Annotated in this window: 24 protein-coding genes; 14 read left to right on the forward strand and 10 right to left on the reverse strand. The window is 60.0% G+C overall.

The genetic code is table 11. The annotated features are described in order from the left end of the window. Window positions 1-81: 81 nt before the first annotated feature. Window positions 82-1,818, forward strand: a complete 1,737-nt coding sequence (lpdA, locus tag ACRWA7_RS21790; RefSeq protein ID WP_438396739.1) for a dihydrolipoyl dehydrogenase — start codon at window positions 82-84, stop codon at window positions 1,816-1,818. Between the two features lie 195 nt (window positions 1,819-2,013). Here the strand turns inward: lpdA and ACRWA7_RS21795 are convergent, their stop codons facing one another. Then, window positions 2,014-2,589 (reverse strand): phasin family protein, encoded by a 576-nt coding sequence (locus ACRWA7_RS21795; protein WP_060816912.1) that lies wholly within the window; start codon window positions 2,587-2,589, stop codon window positions 2,014-2,016. Between the two features lie 994 nt (window positions 2,590-3,583). Between ACRWA7_RS21795 and pbpG the strand changes: the two genes are divergently transcribed. Next, the gene (gene pbpG, locus ACRWA7_RS21800; RefSeq protein WP_438396001.1) at window positions 3,584-4,789 is read left to right on the forward strand and encodes a D-alanyl-D-alanine endopeptidase; all 1,206 of its coding nucleotides are present in this window, start codon (window positions 3,584-3,586) and stop codon (window positions 4,787-4,789) included. Between the two features lie 88 nt (window positions 4,790-4,877). Here the strand turns inward: pbpG and ACRWA7_RS21805 are convergent, their stop codons facing one another. Both ACRWA7_RS21805 and ACRWA7_RS21810 read right to left on the reverse strand, forming a co-directional pair. After that, window positions 4,878-5,675, reverse strand: coding sequence for an IclR family transcriptional regulator (locus ACRWA7_RS21805; protein ID WP_060816910.1), 798 nt, complete (start codon window positions 5,673-5,675; stop codon window positions 4,878-4,880). Window positions 5,676-5,857: 182 nt separating this feature from the next. Continuing rightward, window positions 5,858-6,358, reverse strand: a complete 501-nt coding sequence (locus ACRWA7_RS21810) for a hypothetical protein (protein WP_438396002.1) — start codon at window positions 6,356-6,358, stop codon at window positions 5,858-5,860. A gap of 660 nt (window positions 6,359-7,018) precedes the next feature. On the opposite strand from ACRWA7_RS21810, the gene ACRWA7_RS21815 reads away from it, so the two are divergent. The 9 genes from ACRWA7_RS21815 to iscX all read left to right on the forward strand — a co-directional run bounded on the left by ACRWA7_RS21815 (window position 7,019) and on the right by iscX (window position 13,571). Further along, window positions 7,019-7,501 carry a low molecular weight protein-tyrosine-phosphatase gene (locus ACRWA7_RS21815; protein ID WP_438396004.1) on the forward strand — a complete coding sequence of 161 codons (483 nt, stop codon included), beginning with the start codon at window positions 7,019-7,021 and terminating at the stop codon, window positions 7,499-7,501. A gap of 153 nt (window positions 7,502-7,654) precedes the next feature. Then, window positions 7,655-8,182: a Fe-S cluster assembly transcriptional regulator IscR gene (gene iscR, locus ACRWA7_RS21820; RefSeq protein WP_056352494.1), complete on the forward strand. Its 528-nt coding sequence runs from the start codon at window positions 7,655-7,657 to the stop codon at window positions 8,180-8,182. A gap of 77 nt (window positions 8,183-8,259) precedes the next feature. Then, on the forward strand, window positions 8,260-9,483 hold the full coding sequence (locus tag ACRWA7_RS21825; RefSeq protein ID WP_060816907.1) for an IscS subfamily cysteine desulfurase: 1,224 nt from the start codon (window positions 8,260-8,262) through the stop codon (window positions 9,481-9,483). Between the two features lie 58 nt (window positions 9,484-9,541). After that, a complete protein-coding gene (gene iscU, locus ACRWA7_RS21830) occupies window positions 9,542-9,970 on the forward strand; it encodes a Fe-S cluster assembly scaffold IscU (RefSeq protein ID WP_438396006.1) in 429 nt (142 codons plus the stop codon). Between the two features lie 142 nt (window positions 9,971-10,112). Further along, window positions 10,113-10,436 (forward strand): iron-sulfur cluster assembly protein IscA, encoded by a 324-nt coding sequence (gene iscA / locus ACRWA7_RS21835; RefSeq protein ID WP_060816905.1) that lies wholly within the window; start codon window positions 10,113-10,115, stop codon window positions 10,434-10,436. Window positions 10,437-10,521: 85 nt separating this feature from the next. Then, entirely contained in the window at window positions 10,522-11,046 is a 525-nt protein-coding gene (hscB, locus tag ACRWA7_RS21840; RefSeq protein ID WP_438396009.1) for a Fe-S protein assembly co-chaperone HscB, read from the forward strand. 55 nt (window positions 11,047-11,101) lie between these two features. After that, a complete protein-coding gene (gene hscA / locus ACRWA7_RS21845) occupies window positions 11,102-12,967 on the forward strand; it encodes a Fe-S protein assembly chaperone HscA (protein ID WP_438396011.1) in 1,866 nt (621 codons plus the stop codon). Window positions 12,968-12,997: 30 nt separating this feature from the next. Further along, entirely contained in the window at window positions 12,998-13,339 is a 342-nt protein-coding gene (gene fdx / locus ACRWA7_RS21850; protein ID WP_060816902.1) for an ISC system 2Fe-2S type ferredoxin, read from the forward strand. A 34-nt stretch (window positions 13,340-13,373) separates the two neighbouring features. Then, on the forward strand, window positions 13,374-13,571 hold the full coding sequence (gene iscX / locus ACRWA7_RS21855; protein WP_060816901.1) for a Fe-S cluster assembly protein IscX: 198 nt from the start codon (window positions 13,374-13,376) through the stop codon (window positions 13,569-13,571). 72 nt (window positions 13,572-13,643) lie between these two features. Here the strand turns inward: iscX and ACRWA7_RS21860 are convergent, their stop codons facing one another. From ACRWA7_RS21860 to ACRWA7_RS21890, 7 genes are all read right to left on the reverse strand, one after another. After that, window positions 13,644-14,360 (reverse strand): glycine zipper 2TM domain-containing protein, encoded by a 717-nt coding sequence (locus ACRWA7_RS21860; protein ID WP_438396012.1) that lies wholly within the window; start codon window positions 14,358-14,360, stop codon window positions 13,644-13,646. A gap of 304 nt (window positions 14,361-14,664) precedes the next feature. Further along, window positions 14,665-16,191, reverse strand: a complete 1,527-nt coding sequence (lysS, locus tag ACRWA7_RS21865) for a lysine--tRNA ligase (protein ID WP_438396013.1) — start codon at window positions 16,189-16,191, stop codon at window positions 14,665-14,667. Window positions 16,192-16,327: 136 nt separating this feature from the next. Next, window positions 16,328-17,432, reverse strand: a protein-coding gene (prfB, locus tag ACRWA7_RS21870) for a peptide chain release factor 2 (protein ID WP_099050469.1) whose coding sequence is annotated in 2 segments (ribosomal slippage) — window positions 16,328-17,350 and window positions 17,352-17,432 — 1,104 coding nt in all. Because the reading frame shifts where the segments join, the coding sequence is not laid out codon by codon here. Between the two features lie 90 nt (window positions 17,433-17,522). Further along, window positions 17,523-19,229, reverse strand: coding sequence for a single-stranded-DNA-specific exonuclease RecJ (gene recJ / locus ACRWA7_RS21875; protein ID WP_438396014.1), 1,707 nt, complete (start codon window positions 19,227-19,229; stop codon window positions 17,523-17,525). Window positions 19,230-19,242: 13 nt separating this feature from the next. Next, the gene (locus ACRWA7_RS21880) at window positions 19,243-20,379 is read right to left on the reverse strand and encodes a regulator (protein ID WP_438396015.1); all 1,137 of its coding nucleotides are present in this window, start codon (window positions 20,377-20,379) and stop codon (window positions 19,243-19,245) included. A gap of 44 nt (window positions 20,380-20,423) precedes the next feature. Then, the gene (locus ACRWA7_RS21885; protein WP_438396016.1) at window positions 20,424-20,726 is read right to left on the reverse strand and encodes a HigA family addiction module antitoxin; all 303 of its coding nucleotides are present in this window, start codon (window positions 20,724-20,726) and stop codon (window positions 20,424-20,426) included. Window positions 20,727-20,741: 15 nt separating this feature from the next. Beyond that, window positions 20,742-21,029: a type II toxin-antitoxin system RelE/ParE family toxin gene (locus tag ACRWA7_RS21890; RefSeq protein WP_075643214.1), complete on the reverse strand. Its 288-nt coding sequence runs from the start codon at window positions 21,027-21,029 to the stop codon at window positions 20,742-20,744. 383 nt (window positions 21,030-21,412) lie between these two features. Here ACRWA7_RS21890 and ACRWA7_RS21895 point away from each other — a divergent pair, with 383 nt between their 5' ends. The 3 genes from ACRWA7_RS21895 to ACRWA7_RS21905 are packed head-to-tail and all read left to right on the forward strand — an operon-like array spanning window position 21,413 to window position 24,171. Beyond that, complete coding sequence (locus ACRWA7_RS21895) at window positions 21,413-22,666, forward strand: lipoprotein-releasing ABC transporter permease subunit (RefSeq protein ID WP_438396017.1); 1,254 nt, start codon at window positions 21,413-21,415, stop codon at window positions 22,664-22,666. Then, window positions 22,659-23,366: a lipoprotein-releasing ABC transporter ATP-binding protein LolD gene (lolD, locus tag ACRWA7_RS21900; RefSeq protein WP_438396018.1), complete on the forward strand. Its 708-nt coding sequence runs from the start codon at window positions 22,659-22,661 to the stop codon at window positions 23,364-23,366. Before ACRWA7_RS21895 ends, lolD begins: the two co-directional genes overlap by 8 nt. Window positions 23,367-23,382: 16 nt before the next feature. Then, window positions 23,383-24,171, forward strand: coding sequence for a TatD family hydrolase (locus ACRWA7_RS21905; RefSeq protein ID WP_438396020.1), 789 nt, complete (start codon window positions 23,383-23,385; stop codon window positions 24,169-24,171). Window positions 24,172-24,177: the final 6 nt, after the last annotated feature.

Consider the following 24,177-nt stretch of genomic DNA (forward strand, 5'->3'; position numbering starts at 1 on the left):
GCCGAAGCTGCTGCGCCCGCGCCGAAAGAAACGGCTGCCGCCGCACCCAAGTCCGCAGGCGGTGGATCGCAGGACGTCAAGGTGCCCGACATTGGCGATTTCTCGGACATTCCCGTTATCGAAATCCATGTGAAGGCCGGCGATACGGTCGAGAAAGAGCAGTCGCTCGTCACGCTCGAATCCGACAAAGCCACCATGGACGTGCCGTCGCCCGTGGCGGGCACGGTCAAGGAAGTGAAGGTCAAGATTGGCGACAACGTCTCCGAAGGCTCAGTGATCCTCACGCTCGAAGCCCAGGGCGGCGGTGTCAGCCAGGTCGAGGAAAAGCCGCAGACCGCCGCGCCGCAGCCCGCCGAAAAGGCGAGCGCCGCGCCCGCGCCAAAGGCTGCATCGTTCGCAGGTTCGGCCGATATCGAATGCGACATGCTCGTGCTCGGCGCTGGTCCCGGCGGGTACTCCGCCGCGTTCCGCGCGGCCGATCTGGGCATGAACACGGTCATTGTCGAGCGGTATGCGACGCTTGGAGGCGTGTGCCTGAATGTGGGCTGCATTCCGTCGAAAGCCTTGCTTCACGCCGCATCCATCACCGAAGAAGCGAAGGCGCTCGCGCATCACGGCATCTCGTTCGGTGAACCGACGATCGATCTCGACAAGCTGCGTGACTTCAAGTCAGGCGTCGTCAAGAAACTGACGGGCGGTCTCGCCGGCATGGCGAAGGCGCGCAAGGTCCAGGTCGTGACCGGCGTTGGCAAGTTTGTCGGCCCGAATCACATGGAGATCGAAGGCGAGGGCGGAAAGAAGGTCGTGCAGTTCAAGAAGGCGATCATCGCGGCCGGTTCGCAAGCCGTGAAGCTGCCATTCATGCCGGAAGATCCGCGTGTGGTCGACTCGACCGGCGCGCTCGAATTGCGGCAGATTCCGAAACGCATGCTGGTGATTGGCGGCGGCATTATCGGCCTGGAAATGGCAACGGTATATGCGGCGCTGGGCGCGCAAATCGACGTGGTCGAAATGCTCGATGGCCTGATGGCCGGCGCGGATCGCGACCTGGTGAAGGTGTGGGAGAAGTTCAACGCCAAGCGCTTCTCCAACGTCATGCTCAAGACGAAGACGACCAAGGCGGAAGCCAGGGACGACGGCATCTACGTGAGCTTCGAGGGCGAAAAAGCGCCCGCCGATGCACAACGCTATGACCTCGTGCTCGTGGCCGTCGGGCGCAGTCCGAACGGCGGCAAGATCGGTGCGGACAAGGCCGGCGTGGCGGTGACGGATCGTGGTTTCATCAACGTGGACAAGCAACTGCGCACGAACGTGGAGCATATTTTTGCTATCGGCGATCTGGTAGGTCAGCCGATGCTCGCGCATAAAGCCGTGCACGAAGGCCATGTTGCCGCCGAAGCGGCGCATGGCGAGAAGGCGTACTTCGACGCGTTGCAGATTCCGTCGGTTGCCTACACCGATCCGGAAGTGGCATGGGCTGGCAAGACCGAAGACCAATGCAAGGCCGAAGGCATCAAGTACGGCAAGGCGGTGTTCCCGTGGGCTGCATCGGGACGCGCGATTGCCAATGGCCGCGACGAAGGCTTTACCAAGCTCATCTTCGACGAAGAGACGCACCGGATCATTGGCGGCGGTATTGTTGGAACGAGCGCGGGCGACCTGATTAGCGAAGTGTGCCTCGCGATCGAAATGGGCGCGGACGCGGAGGATATCGGCAAGACGATCCACCCACATCCGACGCTCGGCGAGTCAATCGGCATGGCCGCGGAGTTGTACGAAGGCGTGTGTACGGACTTGCCGCCGCAGCGCAAGAAATAAACGCTGGCGGTTGAACAATAGAAGCGGAGCATTCTGTGAAGAATGCTCCGCTTTTTGTTTGTCCCAGGGCGCGCACGCAGAGGCGACGGCACGTAAAAAAGCCGCTCCAACACAAGCTGGAGCGGCTTTTGACTTCTACGCCAGATTCATTTATTCACACCGGATTTTCCATGCGTGAATGCTTGAAAGACAGGTTTAGACGGTCTTCTTTACAGCAGCGCGCGAAGCTTGAGCTGTTGCTTGCGATGCAGCCTTCGTGGCGGCCGTAGCGGCTGCGTTGAAGTTGCTTTCCGCGATCTCAACGGCTTGCTTGCTTGCCTTGTGAATCGTTTCGTACGTGGTGTTGGCGGCGGTGATAGCCGACTTCATCACGGCGACAGCCGTTTCCGAACCTGCAGGTGCGTTCTTGGCGACGTTGTCGACAAGTGCCTGAACCTTGCGGTTTTGGTCTTCATATTGAGCTTCGGCAACGCGCGCAAATTCAGCTTGCGTGGACGATGCGATTTCGTACAGATGACGGCCATACGACAGGGCCTTCTCCGCGACCGGCTGAGCCAGGCTGGCTTGCAGTGCGAGCAGTTCTTGCGCATCTTTCACCGACAACACGCGTTGCGTATTTTCCTGGCTCTCGGCCAGCGTCGACTTCACGACTTGCAAATTCAGCTCAAGCAGCTTTTCCATGCCTTCGAACGCCTTGTTCGTCAGACCGAACAGCGTGTCGAATTGAGCTTTGTTGGCGGCGGCGAATTGTTCCGGGGTCAAAAGGGTCATATCACGCTCCTGAAGGTCGACCCATCATCAACGCGGGTCGTGGGTTTTGTGGTGCCCGAGACCGGGCAACCTTATGAGGCGAACGGCTATTGGTGCGTCGCAACATGGAACCCATTTTAGGCATATTCCTAAAGTTGTCAAGTATCTTTTTGTGCGTCGCAACATCAGATGAAATCTTATTAAACAAAGGCTTACGTGAGCTCCCGGCCAGATATGGAACTATATTTCATTATCGCCTGCACCAGATTGGGGCGGGGTGCACTTGCGATTCAGATGCTAGGATTGCGTCTCAAAAAATTGGAATTTCATTTCAGTGAAGGGTTGTCGCGGTAACTGTTCGTGCTTCCATTTGCGCGCGAACGCCGCGCCAATGCGCACGGCGCGCTTGGCTGTCGCGTCGTCATGGCGAATGGCTGTGACATCGTCTGCATCACCCCGACCACTCGGTCGCGGCGAGGTCGGAGAGTGGTGGAGCACGCCGCGCTTACCGGTTAACACCGGTATTTGAAAAGGTTTGAAACGCGGTACACCAAAAATGTTAAACAAACGTTAACATCCGGGATCGGCTGGATATCGTGAAATTTTGTATGAACAAAATGGGATGAGCACGGTCGAATTGCCGGTTGAGCTGCGGTACGTCACATCCAAAAGCTTCACTTCTGTCGTCGCACTCGCCTTTTACGAAATTATTCGCTTTCAACGTGGACGCCATGTTTTAGTGGACCCCTTTCGGGCTGCCTCAAAAAGTGTCTCAAGTTTCACCAACTATTGCCGTTAGCCCGCTGATAGTCATGGCTTGGCAATTGCTTATGGCGATCGCATCGATTGTGCTGATTGTCATGTTTTTTTACGCTTAGACCTGAAACGGTATTGCCCTTTCGACCCGTCTCTTACAATCCGGTTTAAGTACTGCCTATAAGTGCTTAATATTGCTAATTTTTCGAAGCTTTACTACACTGGCGACACTCTCTCGCCGGTCCAGAAAAGAACACTAATGAAAACCGAAATGTTTTCGTCGCTCAGGGTGATCCACGGCGTTGCAGTCCGCACCGCGCTGTCGGTTGCCGTATCGGTAGCGCTCGCGACGTCTTTCGCGGCCGCACCGGTCGACGCTCTCGCCAAGACCTCCACTTCCAAGTCTTCCAAGAAAGCCGCAAAACCGGTTACCGCACCGCAAGCGAAACCCGCCAAGCCGTTAAAGGTTGCGGCGCGCGCGCCGAAGGGTGCGAAGGCCGCGAAAGCTGCCGTCGTTGCGGCCGCGGCTGATGACGAGGCGGCGCCCGCCGCACGCGGTGCGCGCCGGCATCGGGTGAGTTATCGGATGGACGCTCACGGCCGCCGCGCCGCTGTGCGTTCGGTGGCGTATCAGCCGCGTCCGCCGACTGTCGGGCAGGCGTTCGGATTGCACGAAACGCCGGATAGCCTTGCGTTGCGTTCGAGCGTCGCCTACGTGGTAGACCAGAATACGTCGGAAACCCTGTTCGATAAAAACTCGCGCGCCGTTGTGCCCATTGCGTCGATCACGAAACTGATGACCGCCATGGTCGTGCTGGATTCGAAAGCGCCGCTGACCGAGGAAATCAGCGTCACGGACGAAGACCGCGACTACGAGAAGTACACCGGTTCACGTCTGGCCGTTGGCTCCGAATTGAGCCGCGAAGACATGTTGCATATTGCGTTGATGGCGTCCGAGAATCGCGCCGCTGCGGCGTTGTCGCGTTATTACCCGAATGGCCGGCCTGGCTTTATTGCCGCCATGAACGCAAAGGCGAAGATGCTCGGCATGACCGACACGCACTTCGAAAACTCGACGGGATTGACGAGCCTGAACGTGTCGAGCGCGCGTGATCTCGTAAAGATGGTCAATGCTGCCTATCAGTATCCGTTGATCCGCAAGTTCTCGACCGACCGCAGCTACGACGTATTTACCGGCAAACGCAATCTGGCCTACAACAGCACGAATGCGCTGATCCGCAATCCGAATTGGGACATTGGCTTGCAGAAAACGGGCTTCATCAACGAAGCGGGCGAATGCCTTGTGATGCAAACGACCATCCATGGCCGTCCGGTCGTCATTATTCTGCTGGATTCGTCAGGCAAGTATTCACGTTTCGCCGATGCCGGCCGTCTGCGTGGTTTCCTTGAAACTGCCGGCGAGCCGCATATCACGAGCGCGGATGTGGGCGGCGGGGGCACCTGAGCGGCACGTGAATCCGCAAATGTAAAACCCGGTTTTATCGAAGGATAAAACCGGGTTTTTACTTTGGCGAATTCAAGATAGCAGACGTCTAACGCTGCTGAGAGTCGGCGCCCGGTTCCGGCCGATAACCCAGCGAACGCGAAATTTCGAGCGCGGTGCCGCTCAGTTGGCTTAGCCAGGAATCCTGCAGCCGGTCTGCCGGTGCCGATAGCGATAAACCCGCCACCAGCCGCCCCGTATCGTCATAAATGCCGGCTGCGATGCAGCGCACGCCGAGTTCCAGTTCCTCGTTATCCCGCGCGCACGCCTGACTGCGCACGAACGACAATTCCCGTTCGAGCTTGGCGAGATCCGTGATGCTGTTCTGCGTGTGGCCTGAAAGACCTGTGCGCGTGGCGTACGCGCGCACTCGCGCAGATTCGTCGGCGGCGAGAAAGAGTTTTCCTACCGATGTCAGATGCAAAGGCGCCCGTCCGCCAATGGCCCGCACGACCTGCATGCCCGAGCGCTCCGAATAAGCGCGCTCTATATAGACGATCTCGTCGCCTTGGCGCACCGACAGGTTTACCGTCTGTCCGGTTTCGCGATGCAGCTCGCGCATAGGCGGCATGGCGGCTTCACGAACCGATAACCGCGCCTTGACCAGATTGCCGAGTTCCAGCAGACGCATGCCGAGCCGGTACGTGCCCGGGTCGGAGCGGTCGACAAGACGACAGGTCACCATGTCGTTCAGGATACGGTGCGCAGTCGAGGGGTGCAGCGACGTGCTCTGCGAGAGTTCCTTGAGGCTGACGGGGTCGGTGTGCGCGGCAAGCGCGTCGAGCAGGCGCATCATGCGCTCGATCACCTGTATGGACGTTCTGGATTCCGGGTTCGTATCGCTCATGGAAAAAATCAGTTGATACGTCAAACAGCGGAAATGTGATTGTATCTCGTATTGTGAAAAGTGCGAAAGACGGGCGGCATCGTCCGTGGTCGCGTTTTTTGGAACGAATACGGCGCTACATGGAACAAGCCGTCCTGGACCAGATGATTGGGGACGGCTTGCTGAGAAATATGCGATAGGTGTTAGTGGTTTCGTTCCGAGCCTTGCGGTCCCTGAACCGGCGACGGCTTATTCCAGTTCGAGCGGCCGACGTAAGGCGTACGCGCCTGCTGCTGTTGCGGTGGCGGCGACGCCACCGGCTGGCCAGCCTGAGGCGGCCGGCCGCCTTGCGGACTACCACCACCGGCTTGCTGGCCGCCGCGGCCGCCGTGGTCTCCTCTGTCGCCGCCACGGTAATTGCCACGATCACCGCCACGGTCGCCCCATCCACCCGGCGGTGGACGGCGATATCCGGGACCGTCATCCCAGTATCGCGGGCCGGGACCACCGTAATATCCGCCGCCGATGACCACGCCCGATTGCACGACCGGAGCGCCGTAGTAGCCGGGATCGTATCCGCCCGGATACGCTGGATAAGAAGAATAACCGCCGGTCGCGTAGGCAGGCGTGCCGTCGGGATAAACGGCACAGCCCGCAACGAGTGCGGACGAAACGAGGACCAGGCCTGCAGCTACGAGTTTCATGGTGGATTACAAACGGTGATTGATTACCGTATCTGACAGCATTGAAGGCAGGATGTCGCAAGAAGTTTGTAAAGTTTTATCTTTTCGGTAACGGGCACGCGCGAGCTGAAATCTATTGACGGCGCGGGTTACATAGAAACTCAACGCCGATCCGGCATGCGCTGTTGACACAACTGCAACAATGCTTTGTATTGCAGCGCCTTTATCGGATCAGGACTAACCCTTAAAATTCAAACATCCTGCAGTGGGCCCGTCAGCCCATGGGATACAAGAAAGGGTTAGAAATGAAAAAGACAATATCGACCTATTGGCCCGTCGCCATGCTTGTGCCGCTCGTGCTTGCGAGTTATTGCCATGCGGTTCATCCGGTGGCCCGGACTGCGACGCATCCTCAAAGCGCTGCGACCGTCAGCGCTGAATTTGCGCGTGCTATTTCTTTAGGCTTGGTTGAGCCAGATGGTGCGGTCCCGGCGAACTCGTCAGCAGGCACAGTCTCACAAACGTTCTGAACGCATGGTTTGGGCGTGAAAGCGTGGTCCTTTGTATAATTCGGGACTGTTCGCGTACGCTTGCCTGGCAACATGCGGGAAGGTAGCGAAGCTGGATCGATGCTTCTGTTGAAGCCTGTCGACGCCTGATGCCAACGTTGCCTGGAATCCGATGAACACTATCGCCATCTGCTTTGTGTGCCTTGGCAACATTTGCCGTTCGCCCAGCGCTGAAGTGGTGATGCTGCATCAGGTAGGGAAGGCGAAGCTTTCCGACCGTGTCGTCGTTGATTCAGCCGGAACGGGCGACTGGCATGTTGGTCAACCTCCCGACGAACGCGCCCAGCGTGCGGCCAAAGCGCGTGGTTACGACTTGTCGGTCCTGCGCGGCAGGCAGATTTGCGAGGAAGACTTCGCGCGATTCGACCTGTTGATCGCAATGGACGACGCCAACGCCGCCGCACTCGCGAAAGCGTGTCCGCCTGAGCACCGCGACAAGATTCGCCTGCTCATGGAATTCGCCACCCGTGACGACAGTCGCGTTGTCGTGGATCCGTATTTCGGCGGCGACGAAGGCTTCGAGCGCGTTCTCGATCAGTGCGAAGACGCTTGCGAGGGATTGCTCAAGGCGCTTCGGACGCAACTGGTGGCTTGAAGCCGCGCGCGAGCCGCATGCAGATTCTGTCGGGCAAACATCTCAGTAATTTCCTAATAAAAAGAGCTTGAGATACTTGACTAAATCCGTAGGTTATTTATACTTGAGCAAAATCATCGAGTATTAGCAGTCGCCCCCGGTAGCTTACAAACTATGAGACTCACCACGAAAGGCCGTTTCGCCGTCACGGCGATGATCGACCTGGCATTGCGCCAGGAGCAGGGCCCGGTGACGTTGGCCGGAATCAGCCAGCGCCAGCACATCTCGCTTTCCTATCTCGAGCAGTTGTTCGGCAAGCTGCGCCGCCACGAAATCGTGGAGTCGGTGCGGGGTCCGGGTGGCGGATACAATCTCGCGCGCCGTGCCGAGAACGTGACGGTGGCGGACATCATCATTGCGGTGGACGAGCCTATCGACGCCACGCAGTGTGGCGGGAAGGGCGCATGCGAAGGCACGAAGCAGCATGACGGCCACTGCATGACCCACGAGCTCTGGTCCACGCTCAATCAGAAGATGGTCGAGTATCTCGACTCGGTATCGCTGAAAGATCTTGTCGACCAGCAGCGCGCACGCGATGGATCGCCGGCGGTACTGCGCGATCGCCGTGCCGACACCGCTGGAGTAGAGCCTGCGCGCGTGGCGCCGAAAGGACCGAATTCCGTTTTCAACCTGGCTGGCTGACCGTTGCCGCATGCCTGAAGAACCGGCGCGGCTGTGTCGCCTGAAAGAGCCAATTGAGTTAATCCCCGGAGCAACTGATGAATAACGACATTCCCCACCTGCCCATCTACATGGACTACAGCGCAACGACTCCGGTCGACCCGCGCGTGGTGGACAAGATGATCCCGTATCTGCGCGAGCAGTTCGGCAATCCGGCATCGCGTAGTCACCAGTACGGCTGGGATGCGGAGCGGGCGGTCGAAGAGGCGCGCGAAAACGTGGCGAAGCTGGTCAATTGCGACCCGCGTGAAATCATCTGGACGTCGGGCGCAACGGAATCGGACAACCTTGCCATCAAGGGCGCGGCGCATTTCTACCAGAGCAAGGGCAAACACATCATCACGGTGAAGACCGAGCACAAGGCCGTGCTCGATACCTGCCGCGAACTCGAACGCGAAGGATTCGAAGTCACGTACCTGGATGTCAAGGACGACGGTTTGCTCGATCTGGAGAAGTTCCAGGCCGCGATCCGGCCCGACACCATCCTTGTGTCCGTGATGAACGTGAACAACGAAATCGGCGTGATTCAGGACGTCGCGGCCATTGGCGAGATCACGCGGGCAAAAGGCATTGTGTTTCATGTCGATGCCGCGCAAGCCACCGGCAAGATCGAAATCGACCTGCAGAAGCTGAAAGTCGACCTGATGTCTTTTTCGGCGCACAAGACGTATGGCCCGAAGGGTATCGGCGCGTTGTTCGTGCGTCGCAAACCCCGCATCCGTATTGAAGCGCAAATGCATGGCGGCGGTCACGAGCGCGGCATGCGCTCGGGTACGCTCGCGACCCATCAGATTGTCGGGATGGGTGAGGCTTTCCGCATCGCGCGTGAAGAAATGGCGACAGAAAACGAACGCGTGCGCATGTTGCGCGACCGCTTGTTGAAAGGCCTGTCTGAGATGGAAGAGGTGTATGTGAACGGCGACATGGAAACGCGCGTCCCGCATAACCTCAACATCAGCTTCAACTTTGTTGAAGGCGAATCGCTGATCATGGCAGTGAAGGATGTGGCGGTGTCTTCCGGTTCGGCTTGTACATCGGCTTCGCTGGAACCGTCGTATGTGTTGCGCGCGCTTGGCCGCAACGACGAACTCGCGCACAGCTCGATCCGCTTCACGGTCGGGCGCTTCACGACCGAGCAGGACGTCGACTACGTGATCAATTTGCTGAAGGGCAAGATTCAGAAGCTGCGCGATTTGTCGCCGCTTTGGGAAATGCATAAGGACGGCATCGACATTTCGTCGATCCAGTGGGCTGCACACTGAGCAACGAGTTGCGCCCGCGTTCGAGCGCACACGCATACGAATTCAAGGAGTTTGAATCATGGCTTATAGCGACAAGGTTCTGGACCACTACGAAAACCCGCGCAACGTCGGTTCGTTCGGCAAGGACGACGATACGGTCGGCACCGGCATGGTCGGCGCGCCCGCGTGCGGCGACGTCATGAAGCTGCAGATCCGCGTGGGCGCGGACGGCGTGATCGAAGACGCGAAGTTCAAGACGTATGGCTGCGGTTCGGCCATTGCTTCAAGCTCGCTCGTGACCGAGTGGGTCAAGGGCAAGACGCTGGATCAGGCGCTGACGATCAAGAACACCCACATTGCTGAAGAACTGGCATTGCCGCCGGTGAAGATTCACTGTTCGATCCTCGCTGAAGATGCAATCAAGGCCGCCGTTGCCGACTACAAGCAACGTCACGGTGCGGGCGCTGCCGAAACCGCTCCGGTTGAAGCGAAGCAACACGCGGCGTAAGCGCTTCACGCAGTCAGTTATCAGGGAAGGGCGCTGTGGTTTCAAGAATGCTCAGGCGCCCTGGTTTTCGATTCAAAGCAAGGCTGCAGCGTACGAGACCGGAAATTGGTTCACCGGGCACAACCGCTGCCGATGAGAGACTATGGCAATCACGTTGACGGACAAGGCAGCACAGCACGTGCAGAAGTATCTGGTTCGACGCGGCAAGGGCCTCGGCCTGCGCCTTGGCGTGCGCACGACCGGCTGCTCGGGCCTCGCCTACAAGCTCGAGTACGTGGATGAACTCGCGCCGGAAGATCAGGTGTTCGAGTCGGCGGGCGTGAAGATCATTGTCGATCCGAAGAGCCTGGCTTATATCGATGGCACCGAACTGGACTTCGCGCGCGAAGGGCTGAACGAAGGATTCAAGTTCAACAACCCGAATGTGAAAGACGAGTGCGGCTGCGGCGAATCGTTTCGCGTCTAGCATCTTGAAAGAACAGCAAAGAGGCGGCGCGTGCCGCCTTTTTCTTTAGCGTCACTGCTTTTTGAGTCTATCAACTTCTCCTTCCATGGCTACGCTCAACGACAGTCACTTCGACCTGTTCGGTCTTCCGCCGGCTTACGCCATCGATTCCGCCAAGCTGGACGAAGCGTATCGCACGGTGCAGGCGCAGGTTCATCCCGACCGGTTCGCAGCGGCGGGCGATGCGCAAAAGCGCGTTGCCATGCAGTGGGCCACGCGGGCGAACGAGGCCTACCAGACGCTGCGCGATCCGCTCAAACGGGCGACGTACATTTTGTCGCTACGTGGCGTACACGCCGACGCCGAGAGCAACACGGCGATGGAACCCGCCTTCCTGATGCAGCAAATGGAATGGCGCGAGAATATTGAAGACGCGGCGGCCGCAAGGAACGTAGGCACGCTCGAAACCCTGCTTGACGAACTGCGCGACCAGGAGCGTATCCGCTTCGAAAAACTGGCGGCTTTGATCGACGGTCACGCCGATCAGGCCGCGAGCGAAGCGGTGCGTCAGCTCATGTTCATTGAGCGCGTGGCGAGCGAGATCGGCAACCAGATCGAAAAGCTCGACTGATCCAGACGCGCAGCCTCGCATTAAAACCAGACGACACCAACCCCATAGATCAACGATGGCTTTACTCCAAATTTCAGAACCCGGCATGGCGCCGGCGCCGCATCAGCGACGCATCGCCGTGGGTATCGATCTCGGTACGACCAATTCGCTGGTGGCCGCCATGCGCAACAGCGTGGCCGAAGTGCTGCCCGACGAAGAAGGTCATTACCTGCTGCCTTCGGTTGTCCGGTATCTGGAGAAGGGCGGACGGCGTATCGGCCGGATCGCGAAGGAAGAAGCGGCGCTCGATCCGCGCAATACGATCGTGTCGGTGAAGCGCTTCATGGGCCGCGGCAAGAGCGAGGTGGAAGGCGCCGAAAACGCGCCCTACGATTTCGTCGATGCGCCGGGCATGGTGCAGATTCGTACTGTCGATGGCGTGAAAAGTCCGGTGGAAGTGTCGGCGGAGATTTTGGCCACGTTGCGGTATCGCGCGGAAGATTCACTTGGCGACGACCTGGTCGGCGCGGTGATCACGGTGCCCGCCTACTTCGACGAAGCGCAGCGCCAGGCCACCAAGGACGCCGCGAAACTCGCCGGCCTGAACGTGTTGCGCCTGCTCAACGAACCGACTGCCGCTGCCATTGCTTACGGGTTGGACAATGCATCGGAAGGTTTGTACGCGGTCTACGATCTTGGCGGCGGCACCTTCGACCTGTCGATTCTCAAGCTCACTAAAGGCGTCTTCGAAGTGCTCGCGGCGGGCGGCGACTCGGCGCTCGGCGGCGATGATTTCGATGTCGCGGTGTATCGGCACGTGTTGGCGAAAACCAATGTGAAACCGGCAACGCCCGAAGACGTGCGCCTGCTTCTGGATCACGTGCGCACGGCCAAGGAGGCGTTGTCGTCCGCGCCCGAAGCGCGGGTCGAGGCTACGTTCTCCGACGGTCAGAAGATCGATTTGACGATCACCGAAAGCGAGTTCGCCACGCTCACCGCCGCACTGGTCGCCCGCACGTTGACCCCGACGCGTAAGGCGCTGCGCGACGCGAAGGTCTCGGCGTCGGAGATCAAGGGCGTCGTGATGGTCGGCGGCGCAACGCGCATGCCGGTGATCCGGCGCGCGGTCGAGGAGTATTTCGGCCAGCCGCCGTTGATCAATCTCGATCCCGACCAGGTCGTGGCGCTCGGCGCCGCGATCCAGGCCGATATGCTCGCGGGCAATCGCAGCGCGGAGGGTGATGACTGGCTGCTGCTCGATGTCATTCCGCTGTCGCTTGGCGTCGAAACAATGGGTGGCTTGACGGAAAAAATCATCCCGCGCAATTCGACCATTCCAGTCGCGCGCGCGCAGGATTTCACGACGTTCAAGGACGGCCAGACCGCGATGGCAATTCATGTGGTGCAAGGCGAACGCGAACTCGTGTCCGATTGCCGGTCGCTTGCGCGTTTTGAACTGCGTGGCATCCCGCCGATGGCCGCTGGCGCCGCGCGTATTCGCGTGACCTATCAGGTGGACGCCGATGGTTTGCTGTCCGTATTCGCGCGTGAACAATTGTCGGGCGTGGAGGCGTCGGTGGTGGTCAAGCCTTCCTACGGTCTCGCCGACGACGACGTCGCCCGCATGCTGGAAGAAAGCTTCACCACGGCCGAAGTCGACATGCACGCCCGCGCGCTGCGTGAAGCGCAGGTCGATGCACAGCGTCTGGTCGAGGCATCGCAAGCCGCGTTGAGCGCCGACAGCGAATTGCTCGATGCGGCCGAGCGCGCGAATATCGAAGCATTGATTACCCGACTCGCGACCGTGACGACAGGCGACAGCACCGACGCCATCGAAGCGGCGACCAAGGAACTGGCTGCCGCCACCGATGAATTCGCCGCCCGCCGCATGAACAAGAGCATTCGCCGCGCGCTCGCCGGCCGCAGGCTCGACGAAGTCTGAGCCCATAACGACATAGAACGGAAAGAAGTCATGCCCCAGATCGTAGTTTTACCCCACGTCGAGTTGTGCCCGGATGGCGCGGTGATCGACGCGGATACATCGAAGAGTATTTGCGACAATTTGCTGGATAACGGCATCGAGATCGAGCACGCGTGCGAGAAATCGTGCGCGTGCACGACGTGCCACGTAATCATTCGCGAGGGCTTCAACGCGCTGGTTCCGTCGGAAGAAGACGAGGACGATTTGCTCGACAAGGCATGGGGACTCGAACCGACGTCGCGGTTATCATGTCAGGCGATGGCGCCCGCTGACGAGGATCTCGTGGTTGAGATCCCGCGCTACACCATCAACCACGCAAAAGAGAATCACTGAACGTATCAGGGACCTTGAGACAGGAGCGCTTGCCATGAAGTGGACAGACACGCAGGACATCGCGATGGCATTGACCGACGCGCATCAGGACGTCGATCCGCAGTTTGTGCGGTTTACGGATTTGCATCGGTGGGTGACGGAGTTGGTGGGCTTCGACGACGATCCCGAAAAATCCAACGAGCGCATTCTCGAGGCCATCCAGGCAGCGTGGATTGAAGACGCGGATTATTGAATTCAGTGCTCGCTGGAAAATAAAACGGCGGCTCCAAGTGGAGTCGCCGTTTTGCTTTTGCAGCGGTGTGGGTTAGCCAGCCGCAAGCGTGCCGTTTTCGATGCGCACGCGTTGGCCCTGGCTGAACGGCGGCGGCTGACGATACGTGAAGTAGCGGGTCTTGCCGTTTTCCATGTGTACGCGTACCGAATAATCGGTTTCGCTGCGCAGATGTTTTTCGACCGCGTTGCCGCCGAGACCGCCGCCGAGCGCGCCGAGAATCGTCATGCCGGTACGACCGCCTCCGCGGCCAAACTGGTTACCGATAAGGCCACCCGCCACCGCACCGCCGACTGCGCCGATACCCGTGCCGTGACCTTCGCGCTTTACTGCCGAGATGGCTTCAACGGTGCCGCACGTCGAGCAATACGCAGGTTGCGCCGGTTGCTGTTGCGCGTAGTTTGGCTGTTGCACGGGCTGTTGCTGCGCTACCTGGCGAGCCTGCTGCTCTTGCGCGGCTTGCTGCTGAGCAAGCTGCGCCTGTTGGGCCTGCTGTGCTTGCTGCTGAGCGGCTTGTTGCTGCGCTTGAACCTGAGCAGCCGTGGGCGCGGCTGGCTGCGTTGCGACTTGCGCCGCTTGCGTCTGGTCGTTCACGGGCGACGTGCTGGACGCTTTCGGAAACAGGCCGGTTACGGCAGCCGTTGCAGCCAGACTGGCGATGATGACCGCGCCCGCAGCGGTGGCGACCAATGGATGAATCTTGCGGTTCGGCGAATTGGGTGTGGTCATGTTGTTGCTGCTGTTATCCATTTTTGAACCTCCGTCTCAAGGCAGAGTGTGACGTTGCTCGATGTGACAATAGAAGTGTGGCGCACATCGGAATGCCAGGTTTATCAATTTGTAACGTTTTAGATGTGAACGGATAATGCAAGAAACGCACCGGGAGCGCGGTGTGCTGAGAAACTCGCTCCGCCAAGGGTTTTCGCCCATATAAACTCATTGACGCAGCCGCTCAAATGTCAGTTTTTACCTATAGTTACAAACTCTGCCGCATGCCATGACGCAAAAAAGGCGCTTTCGCGCCTTTTTTACAAACGTGCTGTCACTAAGCGGATCAGTCTTCCCGGCGCAAATGCGGGAACAGGATCACGTCGCGAATGCTTGGGCTATCGGTGAGCAGCATCACCAACCGGTCGATACCAATTCCGCAACCGCCGGTTGGCGGCATGCCGTGTTCGAGCGCGCGAATGTAGTCGGCGTCATAGAACATGGCCTCTTCGTCGCCGGCATCCTTCTGGTCGACTTGCTTCTGAAAACGCGCGGCCTGATCTTCGGGGTCGTTCAACTCGGAAAAACCGTTCGCAATCTCGCGCCCAGTGATGAACAACTCGAAACGCTCGGTGATGCCCGGAGCCGTATCCGACGCCCGCGCCAGCGGCGACACCTCCAGCGGATAGTCGACAATGAACGTCGGCTCCCACAATTGCGACTCCGCTGTTTCCTCGAACAACGCAAGCTGCAGCGATCCAACGCCGGCATTCAGGAACTGCGGCTGCGACGCATCCACGCCAAACTTCCTCAACTCCGTGCGCAGGAACGCGGCATCGGCGAGTTGTTCGTTCGTGTATTGCGGCGCGTACTTCTGAATCGCTTCGCAAATCGTCAGCCGGTGAAACGGCTTCCACAAATCGAGTTCGCGCCCCTGATACGTGATATTCGCGGTGCCGCGTGCGTCAATAGCCGCCTGGCGAATCAGCGCTTCGGTGAAGTCCATCATCCACGTGTAATCCGTGTACGCGGCGTAAAACTCCATCATGGTGAACTCGGGGTTGTGTCGCGGCGACACCCCTTCGTTGCGGAAATTGCGGTTGATCTCGAACACGCGTTCAAAACCGCCGACGACCAGCCGCTTCAAATACAGCTCAGGCGCAATACGCAGGAACATTTGCATGTCGAGCGCGTTGTGATGCGTGACGAACGGCTTTGCCGCCGCGCCGCCCGGAATCGGGTGCAGCATGGGCGTTTCCACTTCCATGAAATTCGCCTTCGCCATGAAACTGCGGATCGACGCGAACGCCTTCGTCCGAGCAATAAACGTCTGGCGCGTTTCCGGCGTCACGATCAGATCGACATAACGCTGGCGATAGCGCATTTCCTGATCGGCAAGACCGTGGAATTTGTCGGGAAGAGGGCGCAGCGCCTTGGTCAGAAGGCGCAACTCCGTACACCGGACGGACAATTCGCCCTTGTTGGTGCGAAACAGGACGCCCTTCGACGCGACGATGTCACCCAGGTCCCACTTCTTGAACGCGTCGTAGACATCCTGGCCCACGTCGGCGGGCGTGATGAAGAACTGGATCTGGCCGCTGCCGTCCTGCACCGTCGCAAAGCTCGCCTTGCCCATTACGCGTTTGAGCATCATCCGGCCGGCTATCGCGACTTGCAGCGGCTCGGCTTCGAGCGCCTCCTTGTCTTTGCTGGCGTAGTCGGATTGCAGCGCGGCGGCTTGATGCGTCGGACGGAAGTCGTTCGGATATGCGACGCCAAGCTCGCGCAGCGCACGGAGTTTGTCGCGACGCTCGGCGAGGATCTGGTTCTCTTCCAGTTCGGGAGCGACGCCCGGCTGAGTCGGTTCGGTCATGATGTCTTCGGCGATGAATGCGGTGAATGCGACGGTGAATGCGGCCGGCCTGGGAATGTGTCGCGATGGCAAACGTGGTCCGGTGGAGGGCCGCAAAAAAAAACGCTGTGAGGCTGCCTTGAATCAGGCGCCTCGCTTACACGCCCTGTTTCAGGCTGGCGCTGATGAAGTCGTCCAGATCGCCATCGAGCACGGATTTCGTGTTGCTGATTTCCACGTTCGTGCGCAGATCCTTGATCCGGCTGTTATCGAGCACGTACGAGCGAATCTGGTGACCCCAGCCCACGTCGGTCTTGCTGTTTTCCAGGTTGTCTTTCTCGACCTGGCGCTTGCGCATTTCGAACTCGTACAGCTTGGCCTTCAACATCATCATGGCTTCGGCGCGGTTCCGGTGCTGCGAGCGGTCGTTCTGGCACTGCACGACAATGCCCGTCGGCCCGTGCGTCAAGCGCACCGCGGAATCGGTCTTGTTGATGTGCTGGCCGCCGGCGCCCGACGCGCGATACGTGTCCGTGCGAATGTCGGCCGGGTTGATATCGATTTCGATGGAATCGTCGACTTCCGGATAAACGAAGATCGATGAAAAAGACGTATGGCGTCCGCCCGACGAATCGAACGGCGACTTGCGCACGAGCCGGTGAACGCCTGTTTCCGTGCGCAGGAAACCGTATGCGTACTCGCCTTCCACCTTGATGGTCGCGCTTTTGATGCCGGCTACGTCGCCGTCGGATTCTTCCAGCACTTCGGTCTTGAAACCCTTGCGCTCGCAGTAGCGCAGATACTGGCGCATCAGCATGGCCGCCCAGTCGCACGCTTCCGTGCCGCCGGCGCCTGCCTGGATGTCGATAAAGCAATTGTTCGGGTCGGCCGGATTCGAGAACATCCGGCGGAATTCCATGTCTTCGACACGTTTTTGGAGCGCCGCCGCGTCTGTTTCGCACGAGACGAGCGTGTCTTCGTCGTTTTCTTCGCGGGCCATGTCGAAGAGATCCTGCGTGTCGCGAAGATCGTTATCGAGGTCCGTGATGGTAGTGACGACACCGTCGAGCAGTTTCTTTTCGCGCCCTAGCGCCTGGGCGTTTTTCGAATCGTTCCAGACGTTCGGGTCTTCCAGAACCCGGTTGACTTCGTCCAGGCGTAAAGCCTTGGCGTCGTAGTCAAAGATACCCCCGGAGCTCGCCAGCGCGATGGCGCAGGTCGGCGAGGAGGTTCTCGATTGCGTTTAGGCGTTCCGCTTCCATTTGATCGTTTTCAGGTTTTTTGGCTAAGAGCGAAATTATAACTTAGCCGCAACGCGTGCCGGGCGGGCGCGCAGGATGGGCATACGCGTTTCATCCCAGCGCATGTTCCACGATCATCTGCACGCGCGCCACGCCGTTCCACGTGTCGGAAACCAGCCGGTATGCCACCATCGCCCGGTTCGGCAACGTGTCCGTGTGGTTGAACCAGATGGCGTTGAAGCGCTGCTGGCCGCGCCGCAATTGCAGCTTGAGATGCTTGTCCTTTACCAGCGCCTGCGACGCCACCTCGAACTCGCCGGAAAACACGGGCGCGGGAAAGCCTTGGCCCCACACCGCGTTATCGATCAGTTCGACGAATTGCGGCGTGAAATAGGCGTCTTCGAGTTCGCCGTCCGTTTCAACCACGCGCGATAAAGCGTCCGTTGTCAGCCACTCACGCCCGACTGTTTCAAACGCGGCGGTAAAGCGCGGGATATCGGCCGTGACAATGGTCATTCCCGCGGCCATCGCGTGACCGCCGAATTTCACGATCATTCCCGGTTCGCGTTTGGAAATCAGGTCCACCGCATCGCGCAGGTGAAATCCGGCGATCGAGCGCCCCGATCCCTTCGATAAAACCCCGCTTTCGTCCGCATGGGCAAACGTGAACGACGGTCGATGAAATTTCTCCTTCAAACGCCCGGCGACGATCCCGATCACGCCTTGATGCCACGCCGGATTGAAGAGCGTGAGCGTTGCCGAATCGGCTGGATCGATACTCGCCAGTTCTTCCAGCGCCTGCTCCTGCATGCCGGCTTCGATTTCGCGCCGCTCGCGGTTGATGGAATCCAGTTGCTGCGCGAGTTCCCACGCGCGGCCAATGTCGTCGGTGATCAGGCATTCAATGCCGAGCGACATATCGGAGAGCCGTCCGGCCGCATTCAGCCGAGGGCCGAGCGCAAAGCCAAGATCGAAGCTCGATGCGGCGCGCGCGTCGCGTGCCGCCGCGCGAAACAGCGCCGCGATGCCCAGCTGCATGCGTCCCGCACGAATCCGCTTCAGGCCCTGCGCCACCAGGATCCGGTTGTTCGGATCGAGCTTGACCACGTCGGCGACCGTTCCGAGCGCGACCAGATCGAGCAGGCCGTCAAGGCGCGGTTCGGGCGCGTCATCCGTGAACGCGTTGCGACGGCGCAATTCTGCGCGCAACGCGAGCAGCACGTAGAAGATCACGCCCACGCCCGCGATGCATTTACTCGGAAATCCGCAACCTGGCTGGTTGGGATTCACGATGGCGCGCGCAGGCGGAAGCTCGTCGCCGGGCAGGTGATGGTCAGTGACGAGGACATCGATACCCAGTGCATTCGCCGCTTGCACGCCGTCCACGCTGGCAATGCCGTTGTCCACGGTAATCAGCAAATCGGGCTTGCCGCCCGGGCCACTGGCAGCCAGCGCAACGATTTCGGGCGTCAAGCCGTAGCCGTATTCGAAGCGATTTGGCACCAGATAATCGATCTGCGCACCGAACATCCGCAGACCGCGAACGGCGACCGCGCAGGCGGTCGCGCCGTCGCAATCGTAATCGGCTACCACGAGCATGCGGCGTTTCGCCGTGAGTGCATCGGCGAGAACGAACGCAGCTTCATCGCAGCCCTTCAGTCCCACAGGCGCGTGCAGTTTCTTCAGTTCGGTTTCGATTTCCTCCGGCGAACACACGCCGCGCGACGCATACAGGCGCGCAATAACCGGGTGAACGCCGTGGCGCACGAGGACGGCGGCGTCGGCGGGAGAGGGGGCGCGGGTGACGATTCGGGTCATTCGTTTGAACTTCTTATTCGATGAAAAGCGCGGCAATCGGGCGTCGCCGCCAGAATTTGCGCAGCGCGCCGCGGGTGACGGTGAGGGAAACGGAGCCTGTATCGCTGCACAAGGTCAGGCGCAACGTGCCGAGCGCGCCGTTTTCAAGCGCAGCAAGGGCCGGCGCGAACCAGTCACGTTCAAGCGTTCCGAGAGCGTCATTCCAGCGCGCCCAGTCCTGTTCGATAAACGGCGCCGAGAACGGATCGAGTTCGACGAGCGTGCGTCCGTCGGGCTGGAGTTGAGCGGTTTCCAGCGCTGCGTACGAAACCGGTGGCGCTTCAGGAACCATGCCGGCGGCAAGCGCCAGACCGCGCGTGGCCGCCGCGTTCGACATTACTCGCGCGAACGGGCTCCTTACGTTGTGCATGGCGCCCTGCGCGTGCAGCCAGATCGAGTTGATCGCCGGCAGGCCGCGGGCTTCGCGCGCTTCGTTGAGCGGATGCTCGAACCACGCCATCTGAACTTCGTTCTGCAACTTCATCCATGCCCGCGAGCGCTCGCCGGTGCCGGCCTCGTGCGGCAGCCAGATCTCGATGTTGCGCCCGCTCGCGCGTAATGGTGATGCTCCGGCGAGCGTGCCGAGACTTTCCCCGCTGACGTACCAGCGCACCGGCTGCGGCGCCTGGATGGTCAGGCCGAGATCTTCTATCAGGGGCTTGACGACATCGAATAGCGTGCGTGCTTCGTGATCCTCGACACCCAGCGTCGCCGGGTCGATCAGCACCAGATGATCACGCGCAATTCGCACATGCACCGGCTCGACGCACGCCCACGTCATGTTGCCGGGAGAACCTCCGTCGGCGAGCAGCATGTAGGGCGCGAGCGGCGCTTCATCGCTGGCGGACTTAGACGAAGCGCGATTCGAGGGCGCGTGCGAGAGCTCGTTCACCACGCCGAATTGCCGCGCAATCCAGCGTTCGTGCGGCAAGGTGCGCTGGAAATCCTCGCCGATCACGCGTTCGTCGAGCGTCGCGCGTGCGAGCAGGCGATCGAGCGCGGGGCGCGCGAGGGTATGCAGCGCAGTTGCCGCGTCAGCGGCCGATGGCAGCGCGAACGGCAGTAGAAGGTGGAGATCGTGGAGCTTGGGCGTAGGCATGATGCTGGGCATTGTAGGGCAAAGGGCCCGGCGCTTCTGCTGCCTGGATCAGAGCTTCACGCGCGAGTGGCCTCGCGCGGTTCGACCTTGCGATCGATTTCACTGCGCGTTGGCAGGGTCTTGAGGTCGTACATGGCCTGAAGATTCAGCCAGAATTCGGGCGTTGTGTCGAAGTAGCGTGCGAGGCGATAAGCCGTGTCCGCCGTGATGCCGCGCCGCTCCTTCACGATTTCATGCAGCCGCGTGGCGGGCACGTTGAGCGCCAGCGCCAGCGCGTTCACGCTCATTTCCAGCGGGACCAGATAATCTTCCCGGAGGATTTCGCCTGGGTGGACTGCGCGCATTCCGTTCTTGGACATGGTGAATAAACCTGCTCAGTGATAGTCAATGATTTCGACGTCGACCGGACCTTTCGTCGTCCATTTGAAACAAACGCGCCACTGGCTGTTGATGCGGATGCTGAGCTGGCCGCGGCGATCACCGGAGAGCCGTTCGAGGCGGTTGCCAGGCGGCGATTTCAGGTCACGCAGCTCGTGCGACGCATCCAGCGCCGAGAGCCTTCTGGTCGCCATGTCCGCGATTGCCTGAAACCGTTTCGGCGTTTGGCCTTCGTACAGTGCCTGAGTGTCCTTGCATCGGAACGTTTGAATCATTATGGTCATCGTATTACGTTTTGCGTAATACGTAAAGAGTTAAGTTGGTGGATCCACGTGAAAGCCGGGATGGGTGTTTGAAGGCAATCGTGCGGCGCAAGAGCCAGACGAGTATGAACGGCGGCGCGAAGGCGCGAAATCGTCCGAGTGGCCTGATTGACGCGTTTCGCACGCGTTTGCGCATGCGCTGGGTGCTTCGCGCTAAAGGAGTGCCTAAGAATTGTGTGGCAAACTTCGCGCTTGATCGATGCGCAAGGATTCAGGAGGCGACGTTGCCGCCGGCCTGAAAAACAGTATCGGGTTATAAAAACGGCGCGAATCACGACGGTTCCGGCCTCGGATCGAATGCGCGATGTGAAGATCGAAGAACGTTAGACGCTGAAAGGAATCGCTTGAAACTTCCCTATGAATGGCAGATCGGCTGGCGTTACACCCGCGCCGGCAAACGCACTACCGGTAACGGCTTTATTTCGTTCATCGCGCTGGTTTCGATGTCCGGCATCGCGCTCGGCGTGGCCGCGCTGATCGTGGTGCTTTCGGTCATGAACGGTTTTCAGAAAGAGGTTCGCGACCGCATGTTGTCGGTGCTCGCGCACGTGGAAATCTTCTCGCCGACCGGCTCCATGCCGAACTGGCAACTGACCGCGCAGGAAGCGCGCAAGAACCCGGAAGTGATCGGGGCGGCGCCCTATGTGGACGCGCAGGCGCTGCTCACGCGGCAAGGCTCGGTCAGCGGCGTGGCGTTGCGCGGTGTGGAACCGTCGCTCGAACCGCAAGTATCCGATATTGGCCGCGAGATGAAGGGCGGCAAGCTCACCGATCTCGTGCCGGGCGGCTTTGGCATCGTGCTCGGACGCGATCTCGCGAGCAATCTCGGGGTGGGCACGGGCGACAAGATCACGCTGGTCGCCCCCGAAGGGACGATCACGCCGGCCGGCATGTTGCCCCGGCTCAAGCAGTTCACGGTCGTCGGCGTGTTCGAGTCAGGGCATTACGAATACGATTCTTCGCTCGCACTGATTGCCATCTCGGACGCGCAGGCGCTTTTCCGCTTGCCCGCGCCCACGGGCGTGCGCCTGAAGTTGAAGGACATGCAGCGCGCGCCGGAAGTTGCACGCCAGCTTTCGCGCACGCTCTCCGGCGACCTTTACATCCGCGACTGGACGCAGCAGAACAAGACGTGGTTCTCGGCCGTGCAAATCGAAAAACGCATGATGTTCATCATCTTGACGCTGATCATCGCGGTCGCGGCGTTCAACCTGGTTTCGTCGCTTGTGATGACCGTGACCGATAAACAAGCGGACATTGCGATTCTTCGCACGCTCGGCGCGCAGCCCGGATCGATCATGAAGATCTTCGTGATCCAGGGCGTGACGATCGGGTTTATCGGCACGGCAATCGGCGTGACGCTCGGATGCCTGATCGCGTGGAGCATCCCTTGGCTCGTGCCGGGTATCGAACATCTGTTTGGCGTGCAGTTCCTGCCGCCTTCGGTGTATTTCATCAGCGAATTGCCCTCCGAACTCGTCCCCGCCGACGTGATCCGGATCGGGCTGATTGCGTTTGTATTGTCATCGCTCGCGACGCTCTATCCGAGCTGGCGCGGAGCGAAGGTCCGGCCGGCGGAGGCGTTGCGGTATGAGTGATGTGTCGAACAACATCGTGCTGGAAGCATCGGCTATTTCGAAGACGTTCGTGCAGGGCGGCTTCAACGTGCAAGTGCTGGACAATGCCGAACTGCAGGTCCATCGCGGCGAAAAGCTGGCGATTGTCGGCGCGTCGGGATCAGGAAAGAGCACGCTGCTTCACGTGTTGGGCGGTCTCGACGAACCCAGCGCTGGCAAGGTCTCGCTGCTCGGCAAGCCATTCACCGCGTTGCGCGAACGCGAGCGCAACGAACTGCGCAATCGCGCGCTTGGATTCGTGTATCAATTCCATCATCTGCTCGCCGAATTCAGCGCGCTCGACAACGTCGCCATGCCACTGCGCATCCGCCGCATGACCGAGGCCGATGCACGCAAGCAGGCCATGGACGTGCTGGAACGCGTGGGCATAGGGCATCGGGCGAAACATCGGCCGGGCGAGTTGTCCGGAGGGGAGCGCCAGCGCGTGGCGATTGCACGGGCGCTGGTGACGCACCCGGCCTGCGTGCTCGCCGACGAACCGACCGGCAACCTCGACGGCGGCACGGCCGATACGGTGTTCAACCTGATGCTGGAGTTGTCGCAGACGCTCGAAACGAGTTTCGTGATCGTCACGCACGATCCCGACCTGGCCGCGCGCTGCGACCGCATCATGCGCCTGCGCGACGGCGTGCTGTTCGAGGAGCCGGTCGTTCCTGTCTAGCTGTCCGGAGGCGTTCATGTGGATCGATACGCACTGCCATCTCGATGCTTCGGAATTCGATGCCGACCGCGATGACGTTGCGGCTGCGGCGTTGAAAGAGGGCGTCAAGCGCATCGTGATTCCGGGTGTCGAGCGCCAGAATTTCGACACTGTGCGTGAGCTTGCGCATCGGATTGAAGGCGGGGCGTACGCGCTTGGCATTCATCCACTGTTCACGCCGCGCGCGCAAGACGACGACCTGCACTTGTTGCGCGAGCGGATCGCGGCAAGCATGGATGACCCGCGGTTCGTGGGTATTGGTGAGATCGGACTGGATTACTTCGTGCCCGGTCTCGACGATGCACGCCAGACCTTCTTCTACTACGAGCAGCTCAAGCTCGCGCGTGATTTCGATCTGCCCGTCATCTGTCACGTGCGCAAATCGCAGGACAAAGTGCTGAAAGGGCTGCGCATGCATGGCGTGAAAACCGGCATCGCGCACGCATTCAACGGCAGTTTTCAGCAGGCCGAGGCGTTTATTGCGCACGGCATGCGGCTTGGTTTCGGCGGCAACCTCACGTTCGAACGCGCGCGGCAGATTCGGCGTCTGGCAGTTGACTTGCCTATCGATGCAATCGTGCTCGAAACCGATGCGCCGGATATCGCGCCCTCGTGGATCTACAAACGCCGTAATGCGCCGGATCAGGTCGCGGGTATTGCACGCGTGCTGGCTGAGCTTCGCGGCATCAGCGAGGAGACGCTTTCTCTCGGTACAACGGCTAGCGCACACGCCGCGTTGCCGCGGCTTGCGCTTATCCCGGCATAAACGGGT

This window comes from Caballeronia sp. DA-9 (assembly GCF_051615025.1).
Classification (GTDB): domain Bacteria; phylum Pseudomonadota; class Gammaproteobacteria; order Burkholderiales; family Burkholderiaceae; genus Caballeronia; species Caballeronia sordidicola.

Bases quoted from the DNA above. Each gene is read 5' to 3' on its own strand.
- ACRWA7_RS21805 (WP_060816910.1), bottom strand. From the start codon at position 5,675: ATGAGCGATACGAACCCGGAATCCAGAACGTCCATACAGGTGATCGAG.
- iscR (WP_056352494.1), top strand. From the start codon at position 7,655: ATGAGACTCACCACGAAAGGCCGTTTCGCCGTCACGGCGATGATCGAC.
- ACRWA7_RS21825 (WP_060816907.1), top strand. From the start codon at position 8,260: ATGAATAACGACATTCCCCACCTGCCCATCTACATGGACTACAGCGCA.
- lolD (WP_438396018.1), top strand. From the start codon at position 22,659: ATGAGTGATGTGTCGAACAACATCGTGCTGGAAGCATCGGCTATTTCG.
- recJ (WP_438396014.1), bottom strand. From the start codon at position 19,229: ATGACCCGAATCGTCACCCGCGCCCCCTCTCCCGCCGACGCCGCCGTC.
- fdx (WP_060816902.1), top strand. From the start codon at position 12,998: ATGCCCCAGATCGTAGTTTTACCCCACGTCGAGTTGTGCCCGGATGGC.
- ACRWA7_RS21880 (WP_438396015.1), bottom strand. From the start codon at position 20,379: ATGCCCAGCATCATGCCTACGCCCAAGCTCCACGATCTCCACCTTCTA.
- ACRWA7_RS21810 (WP_438396002.1), bottom strand. From the start codon at position 6,358: ATGAAACTCGTAGCTGCAGGCCTGGTCCTCGTTTCGTCCGCACTCGTT.
- pbpG (WP_438396001.1), top strand. From the start codon at position 3,584: ATGAAAACCGAAATGTTTTCGTCGCTCAGGGTGATCCACGGCGTTGCA.
- iscX (WP_060816901.1), top strand. From the start codon at position 13,374: ATGAAGTGGACAGACACGCAGGACATCGCGATGGCATTGACCGACGCG.
- iscA (WP_060816905.1), top strand. From the start codon at position 10,113: ATGGCAATCACGTTGACGGACAAGGCAGCACAGCACGTGCAGAAGTAT.
- ACRWA7_RS21885 (WP_438396016.1), bottom strand. From the start codon at position 20,726: ATGTCCAAGAACGGAATGCGCGCAGTCCACCCAGGCGAAATCCTCCGG.
- iscU (WP_438396006.1), top strand. From the start codon at position 9,542: ATGGCTTATAGCGACAAGGTTCTGGACCACTACGAAAACCCGCGCAAC.
- hscB (WP_438396009.1), top strand. From the start codon at position 10,522: ATGGCTACGCTCAACGACAGTCACTTCGACCTGTTCGGTCTTCCGCCG.
- ACRWA7_RS21860 (WP_438396012.1), bottom strand. From the start codon at position 14,360: ATGGATAACAGCAGCAACAACATGACCACACCCAATTCGCCGAACCGC.
- ACRWA7_RS21905 (WP_438396020.1), top strand. From the start codon at position 23,383: ATGTGGATCGATACGCACTGCCATCTCGATGCTTCGGAATTCGATGCC.
- hscA (WP_438396011.1), top strand. From the start codon at position 11,102: ATGGCTTTACTCCAAATTTCAGAACCCGGCATGGCGCCGGCGCCGCAT.
- ACRWA7_RS21890 (WP_075643214.1), bottom strand. From the start codon at position 21,029: ATGACCATAATGATTCAAACGTTCCGATGCAAGGACACTCAGGCACTG.
- ACRWA7_RS21815 (WP_438396004.1), top strand. From the start codon at position 7,019: ATGAACACTATCGCCATCTGCTTTGTGTGCCTTGGCAACATTTGCCGT.
- ACRWA7_RS21795 (WP_060816912.1), bottom strand. From the start codon at position 2,589: ATGACCCTTTTGACCCCGGAACAATTCGCCGCCGCCAACAAAGCTCAA.
- lysS (WP_438396013.1), bottom strand. From the start codon at position 16,191: ATGACCGAACCGACTCAGCCGGGCGTCGCTCCCGAACTGGAAGAGAAC.